We start from the raw sequence: 18,345 nt of genomic DNA on the forward strand, positions 1-18,345 counted from the left end.
TTATCCCCTGCTATTCGCCGCGGCATGCCGGGCAAGAAGTTCACTCGCGAGCGCGCGATAGGCCGTCGCCCCACGCGAGCCGGAATCATAACTGGTGACCGGCATCGCATAGGACGGCGCCTCGGACACCCGCACGTTGCGCGGAATCATCGTGCGGAACACGAGTTCGCCCAGCGTGTTGCGCGCATCCGCCTCGACCAGCTGCGAGAGGTTGTTGCGCACGTCATACATGGTCAGAACCACGCCTTCGATGCGCAGGTCGCGATTCGCGCTCTGCCGCACCTCGCGGATCGTCAGCATCAGCTGCGACAGGCCTTCGAGCGCGAAGAATTCCGCCTGCAGCGGCACCAGAACCGAATGCGCCGCGACCATCGCGTTCACCGTCAGCTGATTGAGCGACGGCGGGCAGTCGATCAGCACGTAATCAAGCGCGAAAGCGTCGATGTCCGGCTGACGCAGCGCATCATGCAGAAGAAAGCTGCGTTTTTCGTTCGAGACCAGCTCCATATCGGCCGAGGACAGATCGGTGGTCGCCGGGCAGATCCACAGCCCCTCGATGCCGGTCTCCTGCACGACCGAGGAAATCGGCGCGTCTTCGAGGATCAGCTCGTAGGTGCTCGATTTCCGGTCTTCAGTTTCAAGGCCAAGCCCGGTCGAGGCGTTGCCCTGCGGGTCGAGATCAACCAGCAGAACGCGTTGCCCGGCTTCGACAAGCGCCGCGGCAAGGTTGATCGCGGTGGTGGTCTTGCCCACCCCGCCCTTCTGGTTGGCGACGGCGATGATTCTGGGCCCGGGCGGCCGAGTCGGATCAGACACGTTTCACTCCATCGATCTGCAGGATAACGGCTTCGGACTCGGTCTCGCTGGGATGCGGGTTGAGGTGAAAGGACCACCTTTCTTGCGCCGGCGCAAGCTCTTCGCGCCACCGCGCCCCTTTCGGGAACAGACAGGTGCCGCCGGGGGCAAGGTGGCGCTCGGCAAAGCCAAGAAGATCGGTCAGCGACGCAAGCGCCCGGGCACTGAGAATATCGGCCTGAAGCGGCGCAAGCGCCTCGATCCGGTCGCTTTTCACCGCAACGGAAAGGCCGAGTTCGCGCGCCGCGGTCATCAGGAAGGCGGACTTGCGCCGGTCGCTTTCGACCAGCGTCACCGCCAGATCGGGGCGCTTTTCCGCCGCCAGCACCGCGATCACCAGCCCGGGGAAGCCGCCGCCACTGCCCAGATCGGCCCAGTGCCGCGCCGTTTCCGGGCCAAGCGCGAAGATCTGCGCCGAATCGAGGAAATGCCGCGTCCAGACCTGTGACAGCGTCTGCGGCGAGACCAGATTGATCGCCCCATTCCACTTACGCAGAAGCGCCTCGTAGGCAGTCAGCCGGTCGAGTGTTTCACGTGAAACATCGACCGCCGCGGAAAAGACCTCGACGCTCATGCCGAGGCCACCCGGCTGGCCTGACGCAGGCTGGCAAGGATCAGCGCCAGTGCCGCGGGCGTCACACCATCGACCCGGCTGGCCTGTGCGAGCGTCTGCGGCCGCGCCCGGCCGAACTTCAGCTTCAGCTCGTTCGACAGGCCCGAAAGCGCCGTGTAATCGAAATCGGCCGGAATTTCCCAGTTTTCGTCGCGCTTCATCGCCGCCACATCGCGCTCCTGCCGCTCGATATAGCTGGCATAAAGCGCGTCTTTCGCCAGCTGATCGGCGATCTCGGCCGGAAGCTCCGCAATCTGCGGGAACACAGCCGACACTTCGGTCAGGCCGATGTCCGGGAAGGACAGAAGCTCGAAGGCCGAGCGTTTGCTGCCGTCCTGATTCACCTTCAGCCCGGCGGAAATCGCCTGCTTCGGTGTCAGGATCAGCGAATCGAGCAGTGCGCGGCCGGCGTCCAGCGCCTCCATCTTCTGCGCAAAGGCCTTCTGCCGCTCCGCCCCCACGCAGCCAAGCGCGATCCCCATCGGGGTCAGCCGCTGGTCAGCGTTGTCGGCGCGCAGCGACAGCCGGAATTCGGCGCGCGAGGTGAACATGCGGTAAGGCTCTGCCACACCGCGCGTCACAAGATCGTCGATCATCACGCCGATATAGCTGTTCGTGCGGCTGAAGACGGCCGGCCCCTGCCCCTGCGCGCCGCGCGCCGCGTTCAGCCCGGCCACCAGCCCCTGCGCCGCCGCCTCTTCATAGCCGGTGGTGCCGTTGATCTGTCCGGCAAGGTAAAGTCCGGGCTGCTCGCGCAGTTCCAGCGTCGGGCTCAGCGCGCGCGGATCGACGAAATCATATTCGATCGCATAGCCCGGCTGCAGGATCCGCACCTCTTCAAGGCCACGGATCGAGCGGACGTAAACCTCCTGCACATCGACCGGCAGCGAGGTGGAAATGCCGTTCGGATAGATCGTGTCGTCGTCCAGCCCCTCGGGCTCCAGGAACACCTGATGCGAGGTCTTGTCGGCAAAGCGCACGACCTTGTCCTCGATCGACGGGCAATAGCGCGGCCCGACCCCCTCGATATGGCCGCCATACATCGCCGAGCGGCCAAGGTTCTCGCGGATCACCTCGTGTGTGCGCTCGTTCGTATGGGTGATGCCGCAGGAGATCTGCCGCACGAAGGGCGCCTTGTGCAGGAAGCTGAACATCGCCGGATCGTCATCGCCGGGCTGGCTGTCGAGAACCGACCAGTCGATGGTGCGTCCATCGAGCCGCGGCGGCGTTCCGGTCTTCAGCCGGCCAAGCGGCAAGGCCAGATCGCGCAGCCGGTCGGCCAGCGCGATCGACGGCTTGTCGCCGATGCGGCCGCCGGGCTGGCGCTGATCGCCGATATGGATGACGCCGTGCAGGAAGGTGCCGGTGGTCAGCACCGCCGCCGCCGCGCCGATCTCGCTGCCATCGGCCAGCCGAACCCCGGCGACGCGGCCCTCGGTCACGATCAGATCGGCGACTTCGCCCTCGATCACCTCGAGGTTTTCCTGCAGCTCGGTCAGCCGCGCCATCGCCTGGCGATAGAGCTTGCGGTCGGCCTGTGCGCGCGGGCCCTGCACCGCCGGCCCCTTGCGCCGGTTCAGCAGGCGGAACTGGATGCCGGCGAAATCGGCCGCACGCCCCATCACGCCGTCGAGCGCATCGATCTCGCGCACCAGGTGGCCCTTGCCTAGCCCACCGATTGCAGGGTTGCACGACATCACGCCGATCGCCTCGCGCCGCAGCGTGACCAGTGCCGTGCGCGCCCCTGCCCGGGCCGCTGCATGGGCTGCCTCGGTGCCGGCATGCCCCCCGCCGACGACGATGACGTCAAGATGTTTCACGTGAAACACTCCTCACTTGCCGATGCAGAAGCTCGCGAAAATCTCGTCGAGAAGATGCTCCACATCCACCCGCCCGACCATGGATTCAAGCACCCGAGCCGCCTGACGCAGCCCTTCGGAGGCCAGCTCGACCCGATCGGACCCGCGCAATACCTCATTTCGCGCCGATTCCAAAGCCTGAAATGCGCGCTCCATCGCCACCCGATGCCGCTCGCGCGTCATCACGCCGGCCCCTGCGGCACGATCTTGCAGCCGCGCGGTGACCTCGGCGACCAGCCGGTCAAGGCCCGCCCCAGTCTTGCCCGACACGGCGAGCCCCTCGCCTGCGTGAAGATCGGCCTTGCCCTGCACGACCAGATCGCCCGGCTCGGGCAGCAGCAGCGGCACTTCCGCCCCGTCGAGCAGGAAGATCCGCAGATCGGCCTGCGCCGCCCGGGCAAGCGCGCGCTCGACGCCGATCGCCTCGACCACATCGCCGGTCTCGCGCAGCCCGGCGGTGTCCAGCAGGGTGACAGCCAGACCGCCTAGGTCCATCCGCACCTCGATCACGTCGCGGGTCGTGCCGGCGATTTCCGAGGTGATCGCCGCCTCACGCCCGGCCAGCGCGTTCAGCAGCGTCGACTTGCCGGCATTCGGCCGCCCGACGATCGCCACCTCGAATCCCTCGCGCACGCGCTCCGCCGCCCCTACCCGCGCAATCTGGTCACGCAGCGCGGCGATGACACCGTCGATCAGTGTGGTCACCTCGGGACTCACATCGACGGGCACCTCTTCATCGGCAAAGTCGATGGTCGCTTCGAGCAGCGCCGCCGCCCGGATCAGCCGGGCGCGCCAATCCTCGACCACCTGCCCGACCGAGCCCGACAGAACCGCCAGCGCCTGCTTGCGCTGCGCCTCGGTTTCCGCCTCGATCAGGTCCGACAGGCCCTCGACCTGGGCAAGGTCGAGCCGGCCGTTTTCCAGCGCGCGGCGGGTGAATTCGCCGGGTTCGGCCAGCCGCAGCCCCTCGATGCCCCCAAGCGCCCGCAGCACCGCGGCGACCGTCGCCACCGCGCCATGCACATGCAGCTCGGCCACCTCTTCGCCGGTGAAACTCGCGCCGGCGGCAAAGCACAGCACCACCGCCTCGTCGAACTCGTCCCCCGCCAGCCGCAGCCGGCGCAGCCCGGCCTGGCGCGGCACGGGCAAGGACCCGGCCAGCATCTCGGCCGCCGCCCAGGCCCGCGGGCCGGAAATGCGGACGACCGCGACGCCCGCCTTTCCGCGAGCCGTCGCCAGGGCGAAGATGGTGTCCATCGGTCGAAAGACCTCAGCCGTTCATCGAATCGAAGAACTCGGCGTTCGACTTCGTCTGCTTCAGCTTGGAGATCAGGAACTCGATCGCATCAGTGGTGCCCATCGGGTTCAGGATGCGGCGCAGCAGATAGGTCTTCTGCAGGTCCTTCTGGTCGACCAGCAGGTCTTCCTTGCGGGTGCCCGACTTGAGGATGTCCATCGCCGGGAAGACGCGCTTGTCCGCCACCTTGCGGTCGAGCACGATTTCCGAGTTGCCGGTGCCCTTGAACTCTTCGAAGATCACCTCGTCCATGCGCGAGCCGGTGTCGATCAGCGCGGTCGCGATGATCGTCAGCGAACCGCCCTCCTCGATGTTGCGCGCGGCACCGAAGAAGCGCTTCGGCCGCTGCAGCGCGTTCGCGTCGACACCGCCGGTCAGCACTTTGCCCGAGCTCGGCACCACGGTGTTGTAGGCGCGGCCAAGGCGGGTGATCGAGTCGAGCAGGATCACCACATCGCGCTTGTGCTCGACCAGGCGCTTCGCCTTCTCGATCACCATCTCGGCCACCGCGACGTGCCGCGTCGCCGGTTCGTCGAAGGTCGAGGAGATCACCTCGCCCTTCACCGAACGCTGCATGTCGGTCACTTCTTCCGGACGCTCGTCGATCAGCAGCACGATCAGGTAGCATTCCGGATGATTGGTCGCGATCGAATGCGCGATGTTCTGCAGCAGAACCGTCTTACCCGTGCGCGGCGGCGCCACGATCAGGCCACGCTGCCCCTTCCCGATCGGCGCCACGAGGTCGATGATCCGCGCCGAACGATCCTTGATCGTCGGATCCTCGATTTCCATCTTCAGCCGTTCGTCCGGGTAAAGCGGCGTGAGGTTGTCGAAGGCGACCTTGTGGCGCGCCTTGTCCGGATCCTCGAAGTTGATCCGCTCGACCGAGGTCAGGGCAAAATAGCGCTCGTTTTCGCCGGGCGCACGGATGATGCCCTCGACCGTGTCGCCGGTGCGCAGGCTGTATTGCCGGATCATCTCGGGCGAGACGTAGATGTCGTCAGGGCCAGGCAGATAGTTCGCCTCGGGCGAGCGCAGGAAGCCGAACCCGTCCTGCAGCACCTCGAGCACACCGTCACCGCCGATCTCGACGCCTTCCTCGGCATGCTCTTTCAGGATCGAGAACATCATCTCGCCCTTGCGCATGGTCGAGGCGTTCTCGATTTCCCAGTCCTCGGCCATGGCGAGCAGGTCCTTCGGGCTTTTCGCCTTCAGATCCGCAAGATTGAGCCGTTCGGTTTCGGTGTTCATCGGCATTCCATCCGCAAAGGGCGCCGGCCGGCGTCCCGGCAGCGCGTGTCCATCGTCGTCTTCAGAAGAACCTGTCGGCCGGACGGCCGGGGCTGACTTCGCAGATAAGCCCTGAGGGGCCGCGAGTCAACGAATGCTCAGAACTTCACGATCACCGCGAGCACGATGACGATCATCAGAAGCGTCGGAACTTCGTTCATCATCCGCCACTGCCGCCCGGTCATCCGGTTCTCGCCGGCGATGAAGCGCTTGCGCGCGACCTCGAGGAAGAAATGATAGCCGGTCATCGCAATCACTGCGGCCCCCTTCGCCCAGGGCCAGGCAGCGGTCCAGTCGATCACCGCCGGGGTGACGACAAGCAGCAGCCCGAAGACCCAGGTCGAGATCATCGCCGGTGCCATGATCGCCTTCATCAACAGACGTTCCTGATGACGGAAGAGCAGCTCCATGTCCGAACCGCGGGTCACACCCTGCTTTTTAAGGCCCTCGACATGGTAGACGTACAGCCGTGGCAGGTAGAACAGCCCCGCCATCCAGGCGAGCACCGACATGACATGCAGGCTTTTGACCCAGGGGTAAGCGGTCAGCAGAAAGTCAGTCATCGGTCCCTCCGTCTCATCACTTCATAAAGATAAAAAAAAAGAAAAGAAAAGATGATGATGATGATTGCCCTGTGGATAGTGGGGATTATGCAGTTTCAGCGCAGTTTTCCCCAGGGTGGACAAGAGTCCCCATCTGTTTGCCCCGGACTCTGGATCTCGCGGAATTATCTTTCAGCTTCAAGGAGATTCACGAAATCATCACGCGGGACGAATCTGTGGAAAAGCCGGACGACTCACCGGCGACTCATGAGTCGCCCCCATTTACCCCCAGAGCGGAGTCACAGGTGCAGAGTTTGCTTTCGTTCGAGGGCGAAACGCGCCAGAACGGTGGAGGAAATTCCACCCCCCCGCGGCTCCACAGCTTTGCCCCGGCAGTTCTCCCGGATGTTGTCCACATGACCTTCGCCCTCACCCTCGCCTCTTCTTCGGAAATCCGGGCCCGCCTGTTGCGCGCCGCCGGCATCGAGGTGGAAATTCTGCCCGGCCGCATCGATGAAGAGGCGATCCGCGCCGCGCTCGAGGCCGAAGGGGCGACGCCCCGCGACGTCGCCGATGCGCTGGCCGAGATGAAGGCGGCGAAAATTTCGGCACGACGGCCGGGGCACCTGGTTCTTGGCGCCGATCAGGTGCTCGAACTGAAGGGGCGGATCTTCGCCAAGCCCGAGACGCCCGAAGAGGCGATCGAGCATCTGCGCGCGCTCTCGGGCCAGACGCACCGGCTGTTGTCGGCGCTGGTGGCGCTGCGCGACGGGGCGCCGCTCTGGCGGCATGTGTCCGAGGTGCGGCTGCGGATGCACCCGCTGTCCGACGCCTTCATCGAGGACTATGTCACGCGCAACTGGGACAGCATTCGCCACGCCGTCGGCTGCTACAAGCTCGAGGAAGAGGGCGTGCGGCTTTTCTCTGCCGTCGAAGGCGATTACTTTGCCGTTCTGGGGCTCCCGCTGATCGAGTTCCTGAACTGGCTGCATGTGCGCGGAGATCTGACGACATGAACGACCATCCCCGGATTCCGCTGGCCGGCGTCATCGGCTCGCCGATTGCGCATTCGCGGTCACCTGCCCTGCATGGCTATTGGCTGAAGCAATATGGCATCCGCGGCCATTACATCCCGATGGATGTGGCGGCCGAGGACCTGGAGACGGTGCTTCGCGTGCTGCCGAAGGCTGGTTTTGTCGGCTGCAACGTCACCATTCCGCACAAGGAGGCGGTGCTGGCGCTGGCCGATGTGGTGTCGGATCGCGCTGCGCTGATCGGGGCGGCGAACACGCTGATCTTCCGCCCCGATGGCCGCATCCATGCCGACAACACCGACGGTTACGGCTTCATCGCCAATCTGCGCGAGGGCGCACCGGGCTGGGCACCGGCCGAGGGGCCGGCGGCGGTGATCGGGGCCGGTGGCGCCGCGCGTGCCATCGTCGCCTCGCTTCTCGAGGTCGGCGTGCCCGAGATCCGGATCTCGAACCGCACCCGGGCGCGGGCCGATGTGCTGCGCACCGAATTCGGCGCCCGCGTCGTCGTCTATGACTGGGTGCAGGCCGGCAACATGATGGAGGACGCCCGCACCGTGGTGAATACCTCCTCGCTCGGCATGGAGGGCAAGGCCGAGTTCCGCGTGCCGCTCGATGCGCTCGACAGTCGCGCCGTGGTGACCGACTGCGTCTACACTCCGCTGCGCACGAAGCTTCTGGAAGAGGCGGCAGCCATGGGCTGCACCACGGTCGATGGGTTGGGCATGCTTCTGCATCAGGCCGTTCCCGGATTCGAGCGCTGGTTCGGCCACCGCCCCGAGGTGACGGCCGAGCTGCGCGAGGCGGTGCTTTCGGCATGAACAGACCCTTTCTTCTCGGCCTGACTGGCTCAATCGGCATGGGCAAGTCGACCACGGCGAAGATGTTCGCCGAGGAAGGCGTGCCGGTCTGGGATGCCGATGCGACGGTGCATGCGCTTTACGCCCGGGGCGGTGCCGCCGTGCCGGCGATTGCCGAGGCTTTTCCCGGCGTCGTGGTCGACGGTGCCGTCGACCGCGCCCGGCTGCGTGAGGTGCTGAATGGCGAAAAACAGGCTCTGTCCCTGCTGGAATCGATCGTTCATCCGCTGACGACGGCGTCGCGCATGGCGTTCATCAAGGCCCATTCCGACGCCGATCTGATCCTTCTGGACATCCCGCTGTTGTTCGAGACCGGCGCCGACAAGATCTGTGACGCCGTGCTTGTCGTCTCGGTCCCGGCCGAGCATCAGCGCGCCCGGGTCCTCGCCCGCGGCACGATGACCGAGTCGCAGCTTGATCTGATCCTCGACCGTCAGCTTCCCGATGCGCACAAGCGCGCCCGCGCCCATCATGTGATCGAGACCCACACGATCGAGGGCACCCGCGCCGCCGTGCGCCAGTTGATCGCCGAAATCAGGGCCCGCCATGCGTGAAATCGTCCTCGATACCGAAACCACCGGCTTTGAGCCGACCGAAGGCCACCGCATCGTCGAGATCGGTGCGATCGAGCTGTTCAACCACGTGCCGACCGGCCGGACCTATCACCAGTACATCAACCCCGAGCGCGACATGCCGACCGAGGCCTTCGAGGTGCACGGGCTGGGGAATGATTTCCTGCGCGACAAGCCGGTCTTTGCCGCCATCGCCCAGGATTTCCTCGATTTCATCGGCGACGACGCGAAGCTCGTCATCCACAATGCCGTCTTCGACATGAAATTCCTGAATGCGGAACTGGGCTGGGCGAAGAAGCCGCTGATCGCGAATGACCGCGCGCTCGATACGCTGATGATGGCGCGCCGCCGTTTTCCGGGCTCGCCCGCCTCGCTCGACGCGCTGTGCCGGCGCTTCAACATCGACAACTCTTCGCGCACGCTGCACGGAGCGCTGCTCGACTCGGAAATCCTGGCTGACGTCTATCTGGAACTGATCGGCGGCCGCCAGCCGGTCTTCGGCCTGACGGTGGACACATCGCGCTCGAAAGCGGCCAGCGCCGAGGATGACTGGCGCCCGCGCCCGCGCCCGGTCCCCCTGCCCTCGCGCATCACCCCGGAAGAGGCCGAGGCGCACGCTGCCTTCGTGGCCAAGCTGGGCGAGAAGGCGATCTGGACCCGCTGAATCGGACCATCCGATAAAAGTTTCACAAATTCGTCGTTTCCAGCAACTTTGCTGTTTCACCCGACGGTCCGAGCCCTTACATGCTGGCTCGTTCTCATGTGTCGGGAGGAAACATGCTGGACCTTGCCGTGATGCGGGCCACCCTGGCCGAGGCCTATGACCTTGCGCCGTCGCTGACCCTGGCCGAGGAGATGCGCGACATCCACGCCCGGATGGACCGCGTCGTCCCCCTGCCCGACTTCGCCCGCCACGCGCCCTATATCCGCGCGATCAACCGGCTGAAGCGCGAGAAAAACGCGGTGATCCTCGCGCACAACTACATGACGCCCGAGATCTATCACGGCGTGGCCGATGTCGTGGGCGACAGCCTGCAACTGGCGATCGAGGCGACGAAGGTCGAGGCGCAGGTGATCGTGCAATGCGGCGTGCATTTCATGGCCGAGACCTCGAAGATCCTGAACCCGGCGAAGACGGTGCTGATTCCCGATGTCGAGGCCGGCTGCTCGCTTGCCGAATCGATCACGCCGGAGGGAATCGCCCAGATGCGGGCCCAATATCCCGGCGCTCCGGTCGTGAGTTATGTCAACACGACAGCCGCTGTGAAGGCCGCCTCCGACATTTGCTGCACCTCTGCCAACGCAGCGCAAATTGTCGCGGCGATGCCGGAAGACACGGTAATTATGACGCCAGATCAATACCTTGCACAGAACGTGGCAAAACAGGTTCCGTCAAAGCGCGTGGTCTGGTGGGCGGGGTCGTGCATCGTGCACGAACAATACACCGCGCAGGATCTGCGCGAGTTCCGCGCGCTGCATCCCGAGACGCGAATCATCGCCCATCCGGAATGCCCGCCCGATGTCGTGGCCGAATCGGATTTCTCGGGGTCCACTTCGGGAATCATCGACTATGTCACCCGCGAACATCCGAGCCACGCGATGCTGGTCACCGAATGCTCGATGGCGTCGAACATCGCCGACGCGCTGCCGGATGTGGATTTCGTCGGGCCCTGCAACATGTGCCCCTACATGAAGAAGATCACGCTCGAGAAGATCCTGTGGTCGCTGCACACCGGGGCCGAGGAGGTCACCGTCGATCCCGTCATCGCCGCGAAGGCGCGCGTGGCGGTCGAGCGGATGATCGATCTCTCGCGGAAGATCGCGAAGTGATCGAAACCCCCCGCATCGTGATCGTCGGGGCCGGGCTCGGTGCGCTTTATACGGCGCTGAAGCTTGCCCCGCGTCCGGTTCTGGTGATCTCGCCCGAGGTTCTGGGCGAAGGCGCCTCCTCCGCCTGGGCACAGGGCGGCGTTGCGGCGGCGATGGCGGCCAGCGACAGCCCCGCGGCCCATGCCCGCGACACCGAGACGGCGGGCGCCGGCATCGTCGACCCGACCATCGCCCGGCTGGTGACCGGCGAGGCGCCGCGCCGCATCCTCGATCTAACCGCGCTTGGCACGCCCTTCGACCGCAGCCCCGAGGGCGGCTATGTGATGTCGCGCGAGGCGGCGCATTCCACCGCCCGCGTGGTGCGGGTGAAGGGCGATCAGGCCGGGCACGAGATCATGCAGACGCTGATTGCCGCCGTGCGTGGCACTGCCTCGATCCAGATCGCCGAGGGGGTGCTTGCGACCTCGCTCGAGGTGACCGATGGCGCGGTGACAGGGGTCTGGGTGAAGAAGGCGCATACGCCCTCGGGCAAGCTGTTGCTCCGCGCGCCGGCGGTGCTGCTGGCCGGCGGCGGCTCGGGCGGGCTTTTCGCCGTCACCACCAACCCGCCGCGGATCCGGGGACAGGTGATCGGCATGGCGGCGCGCGCCGGCGCGCGTATCGCCGATCCGGAATTCGTGCAGTTTCACCCGACCGCGATCGCGAGTGGCGAGGACCCTGCCCCGCTTGCGACCGAGGCATTGCGCGGCGAAGGTGCGGTTCTGGTGAATTCGCGGGGCGAGCGCTTCATGCTGCCCGTGCACAAGGATGCCGAACTTGCGCCGCGCGACATCGTCGCCCGCGCCGTCTATCTGGAGCGTCAGGCCGGTCGTGCGCCCGCGCTCGACACCCGCGCCTGTCTGGGCGCCGAGATCATGACCCGCTTCCCGGCCGTGGCTCAGGCCTGCAAAAGGGCCGGAATAGACCCTGTTTCGCAGCCGATCCCGGTTGCCGCCGCCGCGCATTACCACATGGGTGGCATCGACGTGACCGAGGATGGCCGCGCGTCGCTCGGCCATCTGTGGGTCTGCGGCGAGGCCTCCTCGACCGGGCTGCATGGCGCGAACCGGCTTGCCTCGAACGGGCTGCTCGAGGCGCTGGTATTTGCCCGGATCTGTGCCGAGGGCATCGCTTCGGCCGTGCCGATGGCATCGGCGCCCGAGGTCGATCTGGAGATCCCCGAGGGAAATGAAGTGACCGATGAGGCCGCGGTCACCAGGCTGCGCGCGGCGATGACTGATGGCGTCGGCGTGGTGCGCACCGCTGCCGGGCTGAAAGCCGCGCTGCGCACCATCGCCGAGATCGAGGCCGCGGCCAGCGGCGACTCGCTGCGCAACATGACCGCCACGGCGACGCTGATCGCAGCCGCGGCGCTGGCGCGCGAGGAAAGCCGCGGCGGCCACTTCCGCGCCGATTTCCCACAGGCAGACCCGGCCCGGGCCCGCCGCACCCGCATCACGCTTGACGAGGCGCGCGCGATCCGCGCCTGCGCGACGGAGGAACCATGACTGCTCCCCTGCCCGATTTCCTGCTTGAACCGCTGGTGCGCGCGGCGCTGACCGAAGATCTGTCGCCGATGGGCGATGTCACCACTCGCGCTGTCGTGCCGGCGGGCGTCCGCTATGCCGCGCGGCTGAATGCGCGCGAGGCGGGCGTGGTCTCGGGGATGCAGATTGCGGCACTGGCCTTCCGCCTGGTCGATCCGGCGCTGAGGGTTGAAACGCTTGTCACCGACGGCAGCCCGATTGCCCCCGGCGACACGCTGATGCGGATCGAGGGCGAGGCCGCCTCGATCCTGATGGGCGAGCGCGTCGCGCTGAATTTCGCCGGCCGGCTGAGCGGCATCGCCACGCTGACATCGGCTTTCGTCGCCGAGACCCGCGGCACGAAAACCCGCATCACCTGCACCCGCAAGACGACTCCGGGCCTGCGGGTGGTGGAAAAGATGGCGGTCGCGCATGGCGGCGGCTCGAACCACCGCTTCGGCCTGTCGGACGCGATTCTCATCAAGGACAATCACGTCGCCGCGGCGGGGGGCATCCGTGCCGTGCTCGAGGCGGCGAAGGCCGCGCGCAGCCACATGATGCGCGTCGAGCTGGAGGTTGACCGTCTCGATCAGCTGGAAGAGGCGCTGGAAGTGGGCGGCGCCGATGTGATCTTGCTCGACAACATGGACACCCCGACCCTGCGCCGAGCCGTGGCCCTTGCCGCCGGCCGAGTGGTTCTGGAAGCCTCTGGAAACATGCAGCTTTCCCGCATCGCCGAAGTGGCGGCGACGGGTGTCGACTATATCTCGTCGGGTGCGCTCACCCATTCGGCGCGCACGCTCGACCTTGGTCTCGACTTCTGAGGCTCAGGCGAAATAGTCGCGGAACTCGGCGAAGACCGCCTCGTAGACCGCGCGCTTGAAGGGCACGATGCCCTCGAGCACCTCGGCATGGGGCTTCCAGGCCCAGACCGAGAATTCGGGATGCTCGGTCGCGATGTTCACGTCGCTGTCGTGGCCGAGGAAGCGCAGCAGGAACCATTTCTGCTTCTGCCCCCGGTAGCGGCCCTTCCAGATGTTGCCGACCAGATCCGCGGGCAGGTCATAGGTGATCCAGTCGCGCGTCTTGGCGATCTTCTCGACCAGATCCGGGCGCACGCCGGTTTCCTCCCACAGCTCGCGCAGCGCCGCTTCCTTCGGCTTCTCGCCTTCGTCGATGCCGCCTTGCGGCATCTGCCAGGCGGGCACCGGGCTGTCGATGCGCTGGCCGGTGAAGACCAGACCCTGCGGGTTCATCAGCACCACGCCGACATTGCGGCGATACGGGAGGGCGGCGATTTCTTCGGGGGTCATGGTTTTCTTCCTGGCGAAAAAGGGGGGCCGATCGGCCCCCCGGGATCTCAGTTCGCGGGCTTCGGCGCGGGTTTCACCGGTGCCTTCTCCGGCGTGGCCCCGGCCGGAGCCGCGGGCGTCGACGGATCGGCGTCGGTATCCTGCGCCATCACCTTCATGCCCTTGATGATGTCGATCGCATAAGCGAGCTGGAAGTCCTGCAGGCGCAGCTTCGCTGCCTCCTCGGCCTTGGCGCGCTCGTCCTCGGCCTGCTTCTTCTCGTCCTCGGTCATCGAGTCGTTCGACAAGATCCCCTGCAGGTCGGCCTCCGACCGGGTCTTCGCCGCCGGTTTGTCCTCGCTTGCCTGATCATCGGCCGGAACGGCGTCGGGCTGCGGCACGACGATGTCGGGCTGAATGCCGAGCGCCTGGATCGAGCGGCCCGAGGGCGTGTAATAGCGCGCCGTGGTCAGCCGCATCGCGCCCTCGCCGCGGATCGGCATCACCGTCTGCACCGAGCCCTTGCCGAAGCTCTTGGTGCCGACGACGATCGCGCGGTGGTGGTCCTGCAACGCGCCAGTGACGATTTCCGAGGCCGAGGCCGAGCCGCCGTTGATCAGCACGACGATCGGCTTGCCCTGGGCCAGGTCGCCCGGCGTTGCGTTCCAGCGTTCGCTGTCCTCGGCCTTGCGGCCGCGGGTCGAGACGATCTCGCCCTTGTCGAGGAAGGCATCCGAGACCGAGATCGCCTGGGTCAGCAACCCGCCCGGGTTGTTGCGCAGATCGATGACGATGCCGTCGACCTTGTCCATGCCGCCTGCATCCTCGACCGCCTTTTTCAGACTTTCCTGGAGATTCGGGAAAGTCTGATCGTTGAAGGTGGTGATCCGCAGCACGACGGTCTTGCCCTCGAGCCGGCCCTTCACCGCGGTGAGCTTGATCGTGTCGCGGGTCATCGTCACGTCGAAGGGGTCCTGCTGGCCCTGGCGCGCCACGGTGATAGTGATCTCGCTGCCGACCGGGCCACGCATCTTGTCCACCGCCTGATCGAGGGTCAGGCCCATCAGGCTCTCGCCGTTCACATGGGTGATGTAATCGCCAGACTGGATGCCGGCTTCGGCGGCCGGCGTGCCGTCCATCGGCGAGACGACCTTCACGAAGCCGTCTTCCTGCGTCACCTCGATGCCGAGGCCGCCGAAGGAACCGCGCGTCTGCACCTTCATATCGGCGTAATCGTCGGGCGGCAGATAGCTCGAATGCGGGTCGAGCGAGCTGAGCATGCCGTTGATCGCGGCCTCGATCAGCTTCTTGTCGTCGACGGGTTCGACGTAATCCGACCGGATCCGTTCAAAGATGTCGCCGAACAGGTCGAGCTGTTCATAGACCGAGGCGGGCTTGCTGGCCTCCTGCGCCAGCAGCGGGGCAACCTGCGTCGAGATCAGCACCCCGGCAACCGTGCCGCCGAGTGCGGCCATGACGAACTTCTTCATACTCTACCCCTGGTCTTTCGTCTGGGTGAACCACGCGGCGGGGTCCACGGGCGTCTTGCCCTTCCTCAATTCCAAATACAGCGTCTCGGTCCGGCCCGCACTGCCGCCCTGCTGTGCAGCCTGCACGAAATCGGCACCGAATTCCTGTGCACCGGGTTCCGTGCCGCCCATCAGCCCCACCGGGGCCCCGGCGGCCAGCACGTCGCCGGTTTCACCATAGACGGTGCCCAGCCCGGCCAGAACCAGAAGATAGCCCTTGGCCGGTTCGAGAATCATCACATTTCCGTAGTCGAGCAGCGGCCCGCGATAGCGGATCGTTGCCGGCCAGGGCGCGGTGACCAGCGAGGCCGGCGCCGTCGCCACCACCAGACCGGGCCGGCGGATGCCGGCGGCGTCGGCCTCGTTGAAGCGGCGCAGCACCGAGCCGATCACCGGCATCGGCAGGCTGCCCTTGGCCGAGGCGAAATCCTCCATCGGTGCGCCGATGTCGCTGTCGAGATCGGCAACGCCGGTGGCAAAGCCCTCGAGCGTGTCGGCGCTTTCGACCAGCTGGCGCAGCTCCTCGGGCTCCTCGAGATAGCGCTTGGGCAGCTTGGTGCGTTCCGAGACCGCCTCGCTCAGCGCGGTGCGCGCCGCCTGCACCGAAGCGAGCCCGCCCTCGAGCACCTTCTCGGCATTGCCCTGAACCGCGCGCAACGCCTTGATCTCCTCGAGGTCGCTGCGCATCTTCTCGGCCTCGGCCTGCAGCGCCGGGGTCACCGCACCCAGCACCATGCCCGAGCGCGCCGAGCCGAGCGGCCCCGCCGGATGCAGCAGAAGAAGCGGTCCTTCCGACCGCTCCATCGTGCTCATCACGCCCAGAAGCCGGCCGATATTCTCGCGTTTCGCGTCGAACCCCTGCTTGATCTCGTGCTCGCGCACCGCGGCCCGGCGCAACCCGTCCCGCAGCGCGCCGAGCCCCTGCTCATAGGCGGTGATCGTCGCGGTCAGTGCCGCCACCCGGTCAGCCTTGGTCTGCGCCGCGTCGAGCGCGCCTATCGAGGCGCGCAGGTCATCCGCGGCCTTCAGCGCAGCATCGGTCGCGGTGCTGGCCGAAGCCGCGCCGGCGCCCAGCATCAGCGCAACGATCGCAGCCCGCATCAACGGACGATCAGCGTCTTGCCGGTCATCTCGGGCGGCACCGGCAGCTGCATCAGGTCAAGCAGCGTCGGCGCCAGGTCGGCAAGCCGGCCACCGTCGCGCAGCGTCACCCCCTCGGGCCCGCCGACAAGGGCGACCGGCACCGGGTTCGTGGTATGCGCGGTGTGCGGCTTGCCAGTCACCGGGTCGATCATCGTCTCGCAATTGCCGTGGTCGGCAGTGACGATCATCGCGCCCCCGGCCGCCTTCAGCGCGGCAATCACCTTGCCCATGTCGCGGTCGATCTCTTCACAGGCCTTGATCGCTGCAGGCAGGCTGCCGGTGTGGCCGACCATGTCGGGGTTGGCGAAGTTCACCACGATCAGGTCATAGCCCCTCTCGATCGCGCCGACGAAATGCTCGGTCACCTCGGGGGCGCTCATCTCCGGCTGCAGGTCATAGGTGGCGACCTTGGGCGACTTCGGCATGAAGCGGTCCTCGCCCTGCCACGGCGCTTCCTTGCCGCCGTTCAGGAAGAAGGTGACATGCGGGTATTTCTCGGTCTCGGCACAATGGAACTGCGTCAGCCCGTGCTTCGACACCCATTCGCCCAGCGTGTTGACCAGATCGCGCTTCGGATAGGCGGTGGTCATGTAGGCGTTGTGGCCCGCCGAATACTCGACCATGCCCAGCATCGCCGACCAGGCCGGCCGGGTCGAGACGTCGATCTCGGTAAAGCCCGGCTCGGCCAGCGCACGCAGGATCTCGCGGGCACGGTCGGCACGGAAGTTCAGGCAGAAGAAGCCGTCGCCATCCGCCGTGCCGGCATAGTCGCCGATCACCGTGGGCTTGATGAACTCGTCCATCTCCTGCTTGGCATAGCTTTGCGCCACCGCCTCGGCCGGCGTCGCGGCCTGCAGCCCCTCGGCCTTGACCATCGCGTCGTAGGCGAGCCCCACCCGCTCCCAGCGGTTGTCGCGGTCCATCGCCCAATAGCGGCCGATCACCGTGGCGACGGTGCAGCCTTCCGGCAGGCGCGCCACCAGCTCATCAATGAAGCGCGCCGCGCTGTCGGGGGCGACGTCGCGGCCATCGGTGATCGCATGGACAGCGACCGGCACCCCTGCCCCGGCAATCATCCGGCAGGCGGCCAGCAGATGCTCGATATGGCCATGCACGCCGCCATCCGAGACGACGCCCATCAGATGCGCACGTCCCCCCGCCGCCTTCACCTTGGCGATGAAGGCGAGGATCGCCTCGTTCTGGAAGAAGCTGCCATCCTCGATGGCGAGGTCGATCTGGCCGAGGTCCATCGCCACCACGCGCCCGGCACCGATGTTGGTGTGCCCGACCTCCGAATTGCCCATCTGCCCGGTGGGCAGGCCGACATCGGGGCCGAAGGTGATCAGCGTCGACTTCGGACAGGTCGTCCAGACCTTGTCGAGGTTCGGGGTGTTGGCGAGCGCAGGCGCGTTGCCGTCGGTCTCGGGGCGTTCGCCCCAGCCATCCAGAATGCACAGCACAACGGGTTTCGGACGGGTCATCGGAGCCTCCTGCGAAATCTGGCTCCTATTTACGCGCCCGGGGGCCGCGCGGCAACTGCTACAGGGCCCTTCTCACGCGTGCGTGCGCGCGCGACTATCCTGATAATATCCCGCCCTCTGCCGAGGTGGAGAAGGGCGTCGTCAGAGGATATCTTTCGTCGGGACCCGTGATTTGCGAAAGATTCTTGCGCGGCCATCCCGCTCCGGTGCGACCGGGAAAGTTCTATGAAAAGAAAATCATTTAAGAACAATAGTTTGACGAAAATTTTTCCGCGAGATGCGTTTTTTCCGAAAAAGTCTCTTGCGGAGTCGGGAGGTGATCCGTAAATAGCCCCTCACCGAAGCGGAACACACCGCGCCGGTGGCCGGAAGGCGCCGCAAGGCACTGGAAAGCAAGCGAAAATTTGGGAACGGGTTGGCTGGCGGCGCAACGAGATGGTGCGCAACTGGTTGATTTTGTTTCCGTGCTCTTTGACATTGACGGATATCTGAAGAGATATGCGGGCGGTTTGGTCGCAAGCGACGCGGACCGTAGCATATCGCTCACTAGGGCTTGTCCCGATGATGTGAGTAGTCAGCTTCACTG

General features: G+C 66.0%; 17 protein-coding genes. 7 read left to right on the forward strand and 10 right to left on the reverse strand.

From position 1 onward, the window contains the following. The 6 genes from EOW65_RS12005 to EOW65_RS12030 all read right to left on the reverse strand — a co-directional run bounded on the left by EOW65_RS12005 (nt 1) and on the right by EOW65_RS12030 (nt 6,477). Nucleotides 1-816 (reverse strand): ParA family protein, encoded by an 816-nt coding sequence (locus EOW65_RS12005; protein WP_128149730.1) that lies wholly within the window; start codon nt 814-816, stop codon nt 1-3. After that, nucleotides 809-1,429 (reverse strand): 16S rRNA (guanine(527)-N(7))-methyltransferase RsmG, encoded by a 621-nt coding sequence (rsmG, locus tag EOW65_RS12010; RefSeq protein WP_128149732.1) that lies wholly within the window; start codon nt 1,427-1,429, stop codon nt 809-811. The genes EOW65_RS12005 and rsmG overlap by 8 nt, the downstream gene beginning before the upstream one ends. Then, nucleotides 1,426-3,288: a tRNA uridine-5-carboxymethylaminomethyl(34) synthesis enzyme MnmG gene (gene mnmG, locus EOW65_RS12015; RefSeq protein ID WP_128149734.1), complete on the reverse strand. Its 1,863-nt coding sequence runs from the start codon at nt 3,286-3,288 to the stop codon at nt 1,426-1,428. The genes rsmG and mnmG overlap by 4 nt, the downstream gene beginning before the upstream one ends. Before the next feature lie 12 nt (nt 3,289-3,300). Then, the gene (mnmE, locus tag EOW65_RS12020; RefSeq protein WP_128149736.1) at nt 3,301-4,584 is read right to left on the reverse strand and encodes a tRNA uridine-5-carboxymethylaminomethyl(34) synthesis GTPase MnmE; all 1,284 of its coding nucleotides are present in this window, start codon (nt 4,582-4,584) and stop codon (nt 3,301-3,303) included. Between the two features lie 13 nt (nt 4,585-4,597). Beyond that, nucleotides 4,598-5,881 (reverse strand): transcription termination factor Rho, encoded by a 1,284-nt coding sequence (rho, locus tag EOW65_RS12025; RefSeq protein ID WP_394342745.1) that lies wholly within the window; start codon nt 5,879-5,881, stop codon nt 4,598-4,600. Between the two features lie 131 nt (nt 5,882-6,012). Continuing rightward, complete coding sequence (locus tag EOW65_RS12030; RefSeq protein ID WP_128149738.1) at nt 6,013-6,477, reverse strand: CopD family protein; 465 nt, start codon at nt 6,475-6,477, stop codon at nt 6,013-6,015. A 395-nt stretch (nt 6,478-6,872) separates the two neighbouring features. Between EOW65_RS12030 and EOW65_RS12035 the strand changes: the two genes are divergently transcribed. From EOW65_RS12035 to nadC, 7 genes are all read left to right on the forward strand, one after another. After that, entirely contained in the window at nt 6,873-7,472 is a 600-nt protein-coding gene (locus tag EOW65_RS12035) for a Maf family protein (protein ID WP_128149740.1), read from the forward strand. Next, a complete protein-coding gene (locus EOW65_RS12040; RefSeq protein ID WP_128149742.1) occupies nt 7,469-8,308 on the forward strand; it encodes a shikimate dehydrogenase in 840 nt (279 codons plus the stop codon). The genes EOW65_RS12035 and EOW65_RS12040 overlap by 4 nt, the downstream gene beginning before the upstream one ends. Then, on the forward strand, nt 8,305-8,901 hold the full coding sequence (coaE, locus tag EOW65_RS12045; RefSeq protein WP_128149744.1) for a dephospho-CoA kinase: 597 nt from the start codon (nt 8,305-8,307) through the stop codon (nt 8,899-8,901). The genes EOW65_RS12040 and coaE overlap by 4 nt, the downstream gene beginning before the upstream one ends. Then, the gene (dnaQ, locus tag EOW65_RS12050) at nt 8,894-9,583 is read left to right on the forward strand and encodes a DNA polymerase III subunit epsilon (RefSeq protein ID WP_128149746.1); all 690 of its coding nucleotides are present in this window, start codon (nt 8,894-8,896) and stop codon (nt 9,581-9,583) included. Before coaE ends, dnaQ begins: the two co-directional genes overlap by 8 nt. A gap of 113 nt (nt 9,584-9,696) precedes the next feature. Beyond that, the gene (gene nadA / locus EOW65_RS12055) at nt 9,697-10,749 is read left to right on the forward strand and encodes a quinolinate synthase NadA (protein WP_128149748.1); all 1,053 of its coding nucleotides are present in this window, start codon (nt 9,697-9,699) and stop codon (nt 10,747-10,749) included. Further along, entirely contained in the window at nt 10,746-12,296 is a 1,551-nt protein-coding gene (locus EOW65_RS12060) for an L-aspartate oxidase (RefSeq protein WP_128149750.1), read from the forward strand. The genes nadA and EOW65_RS12060 overlap by 4 nt, the downstream gene beginning before the upstream one ends. After that, nucleotides 12,293-13,138, forward strand: a complete 846-nt coding sequence (gene nadC, locus EOW65_RS12065) for a carboxylating nicotinate-nucleotide diphosphorylase (protein ID WP_128149752.1) — start codon at nt 12,293-12,295, stop codon at nt 13,136-13,138. The genes EOW65_RS12060 and nadC overlap by 4 nt, the downstream gene beginning before the upstream one ends. A gap of 3 nt (nt 13,139-13,141) precedes the next feature. Here the strand turns inward: nadC and EOW65_RS12070 are convergent, their stop codons facing one another. Genes EOW65_RS12070 through gpmI form a run of 4 tightly spaced genes read right to left on the reverse strand, consistent with a single transcriptional unit; the run spans nt 13,142 to nt 17,759 of the window. Further along, complete coding sequence (locus EOW65_RS12070) at nt 13,142-13,627, reverse strand: RNA pyrophosphohydrolase (protein ID WP_128149754.1); 486 nt, start codon at nt 13,625-13,627, stop codon at nt 13,142-13,144. Nucleotides 13,628-13,674: 47 nt separating this feature from the next. Then, nucleotides 13,675-15,096 carry a S41 family peptidase gene (locus tag EOW65_RS12075; RefSeq protein ID WP_128149756.1) on the reverse strand — a complete coding sequence of 474 codons (1,422 nt, stop codon included), beginning with the start codon at nt 15,094-15,096 and terminating at the stop codon, nt 13,675-13,677. Between the two features lie 3 nt (nt 15,097-15,099). Further along, nucleotides 15,100-16,239: a murein hydrolase activator EnvC family protein gene (locus EOW65_RS12080; RefSeq protein WP_128149758.1), complete on the reverse strand. Its 1,140-nt coding sequence runs from the start codon at nt 16,237-16,239 to the stop codon at nt 15,100-15,102. After that, nucleotides 16,236-17,759 (reverse strand): 2,3-bisphosphoglycerate-independent phosphoglycerate mutase, encoded by a 1,524-nt coding sequence (gene gpmI / locus EOW65_RS12085; RefSeq protein WP_128149760.1) that lies wholly within the window; start codon nt 17,757-17,759, stop codon nt 16,236-16,238. The genes EOW65_RS12080 and gpmI overlap by 4 nt, the downstream gene beginning before the upstream one ends. Nucleotides 17,760-18,345 lie beyond the last annotated feature (586 nt).

Origin of the sequence: Paenirhodobacter ferrireducens, assembly GCF_004022265.1 — a bacterium.
Lineage (GTDB): Bacteria > Pseudomonadota > Alphaproteobacteria > Rhodobacterales > Rhodobacteraceae > Rhodobacter > Rhodobacter ferrireducens.

What these genes read in the sequence shown, in the direction of transcription:
- rsmG (WP_128149732.1), bottom strand. Translation starts at nt 1,429, where the DNA reads ATGAGCGTCGAGGTCTTTTCCGCGGCGGTCGATGTTTCACGTGAAACA.
- mnmE (WP_128149736.1), bottom strand. Translation starts at nt 4,584, where the DNA reads ATGGACACCATCTTCGCCCTGGCGACGGCTCGCGGAAAGGCGGGCGTC.
- rho (WP_394342745.1), bottom strand. Translation starts at nt 5,881, where the DNA reads ATGCCGATGAACACCGAAACCGAACGGCTCAATCTTGCGGATCTGAAG.
- EOW65_RS12030 (WP_128149738.1), bottom strand. Translation starts at nt 6,477, where the DNA reads ATGACTGACTTTCTGCTGACCGCTTACCCCTGGGTCAAAAGCCTGCAT.
- EOW65_RS12035 (WP_128149740.1), top strand. Translation starts at nt 6,873, where the DNA reads ATGACCTTCGCCCTCACCCTCGCCTCTTCTTCGGAAATCCGGGCCCGC.
- EOW65_RS12040 (WP_128149742.1), top strand. Translation starts at nt 7,469, where the DNA reads ATGAACGACCATCCCCGGATTCCGCTGGCCGGCGTCATCGGCTCGCCG.
- coaE (WP_128149744.1), top strand. Translation starts at nt 8,305, where the DNA reads ATGAACAGACCCTTTCTTCTCGGCCTGACTGGCTCAATCGGCATGGGC.
- dnaQ (WP_128149746.1), top strand. Translation starts at nt 8,894, where the DNA reads ATGCGTGAAATCGTCCTCGATACCGAAACCACCGGCTTTGAGCCGACC.
- nadA (WP_128149748.1), top strand. Translation starts at nt 9,697, where the DNA reads ATGCTGGACCTTGCCGTGATGCGGGCCACCCTGGCCGAGGCCTATGAC.
- nadC (WP_128149752.1), top strand. Translation starts at nt 12,293, where the DNA reads ATGACTGCTCCCCTGCCCGATTTCCTGCTTGAACCGCTGGTGCGCGCG.
- EOW65_RS12070 (WP_128149754.1), bottom strand. Translation starts at nt 13,627, where the DNA reads ATGACCCCCGAAGAAATCGCCGCCCTCCCGTATCGCCGCAATGTCGGC.
- EOW65_RS12075 (WP_128149756.1), bottom strand. Translation starts at nt 15,096, where the DNA reads ATGAAGAAGTTCGTCATGGCCGCACTCGGCGGCACGGTTGCCGGGGTG.
- gpmI (WP_128149760.1), bottom strand. Translation starts at nt 17,759, where the DNA reads ATGACCCGTCCGAAACCCGTTGTGCTGTGCATTCTGGATGGCTGGGGC.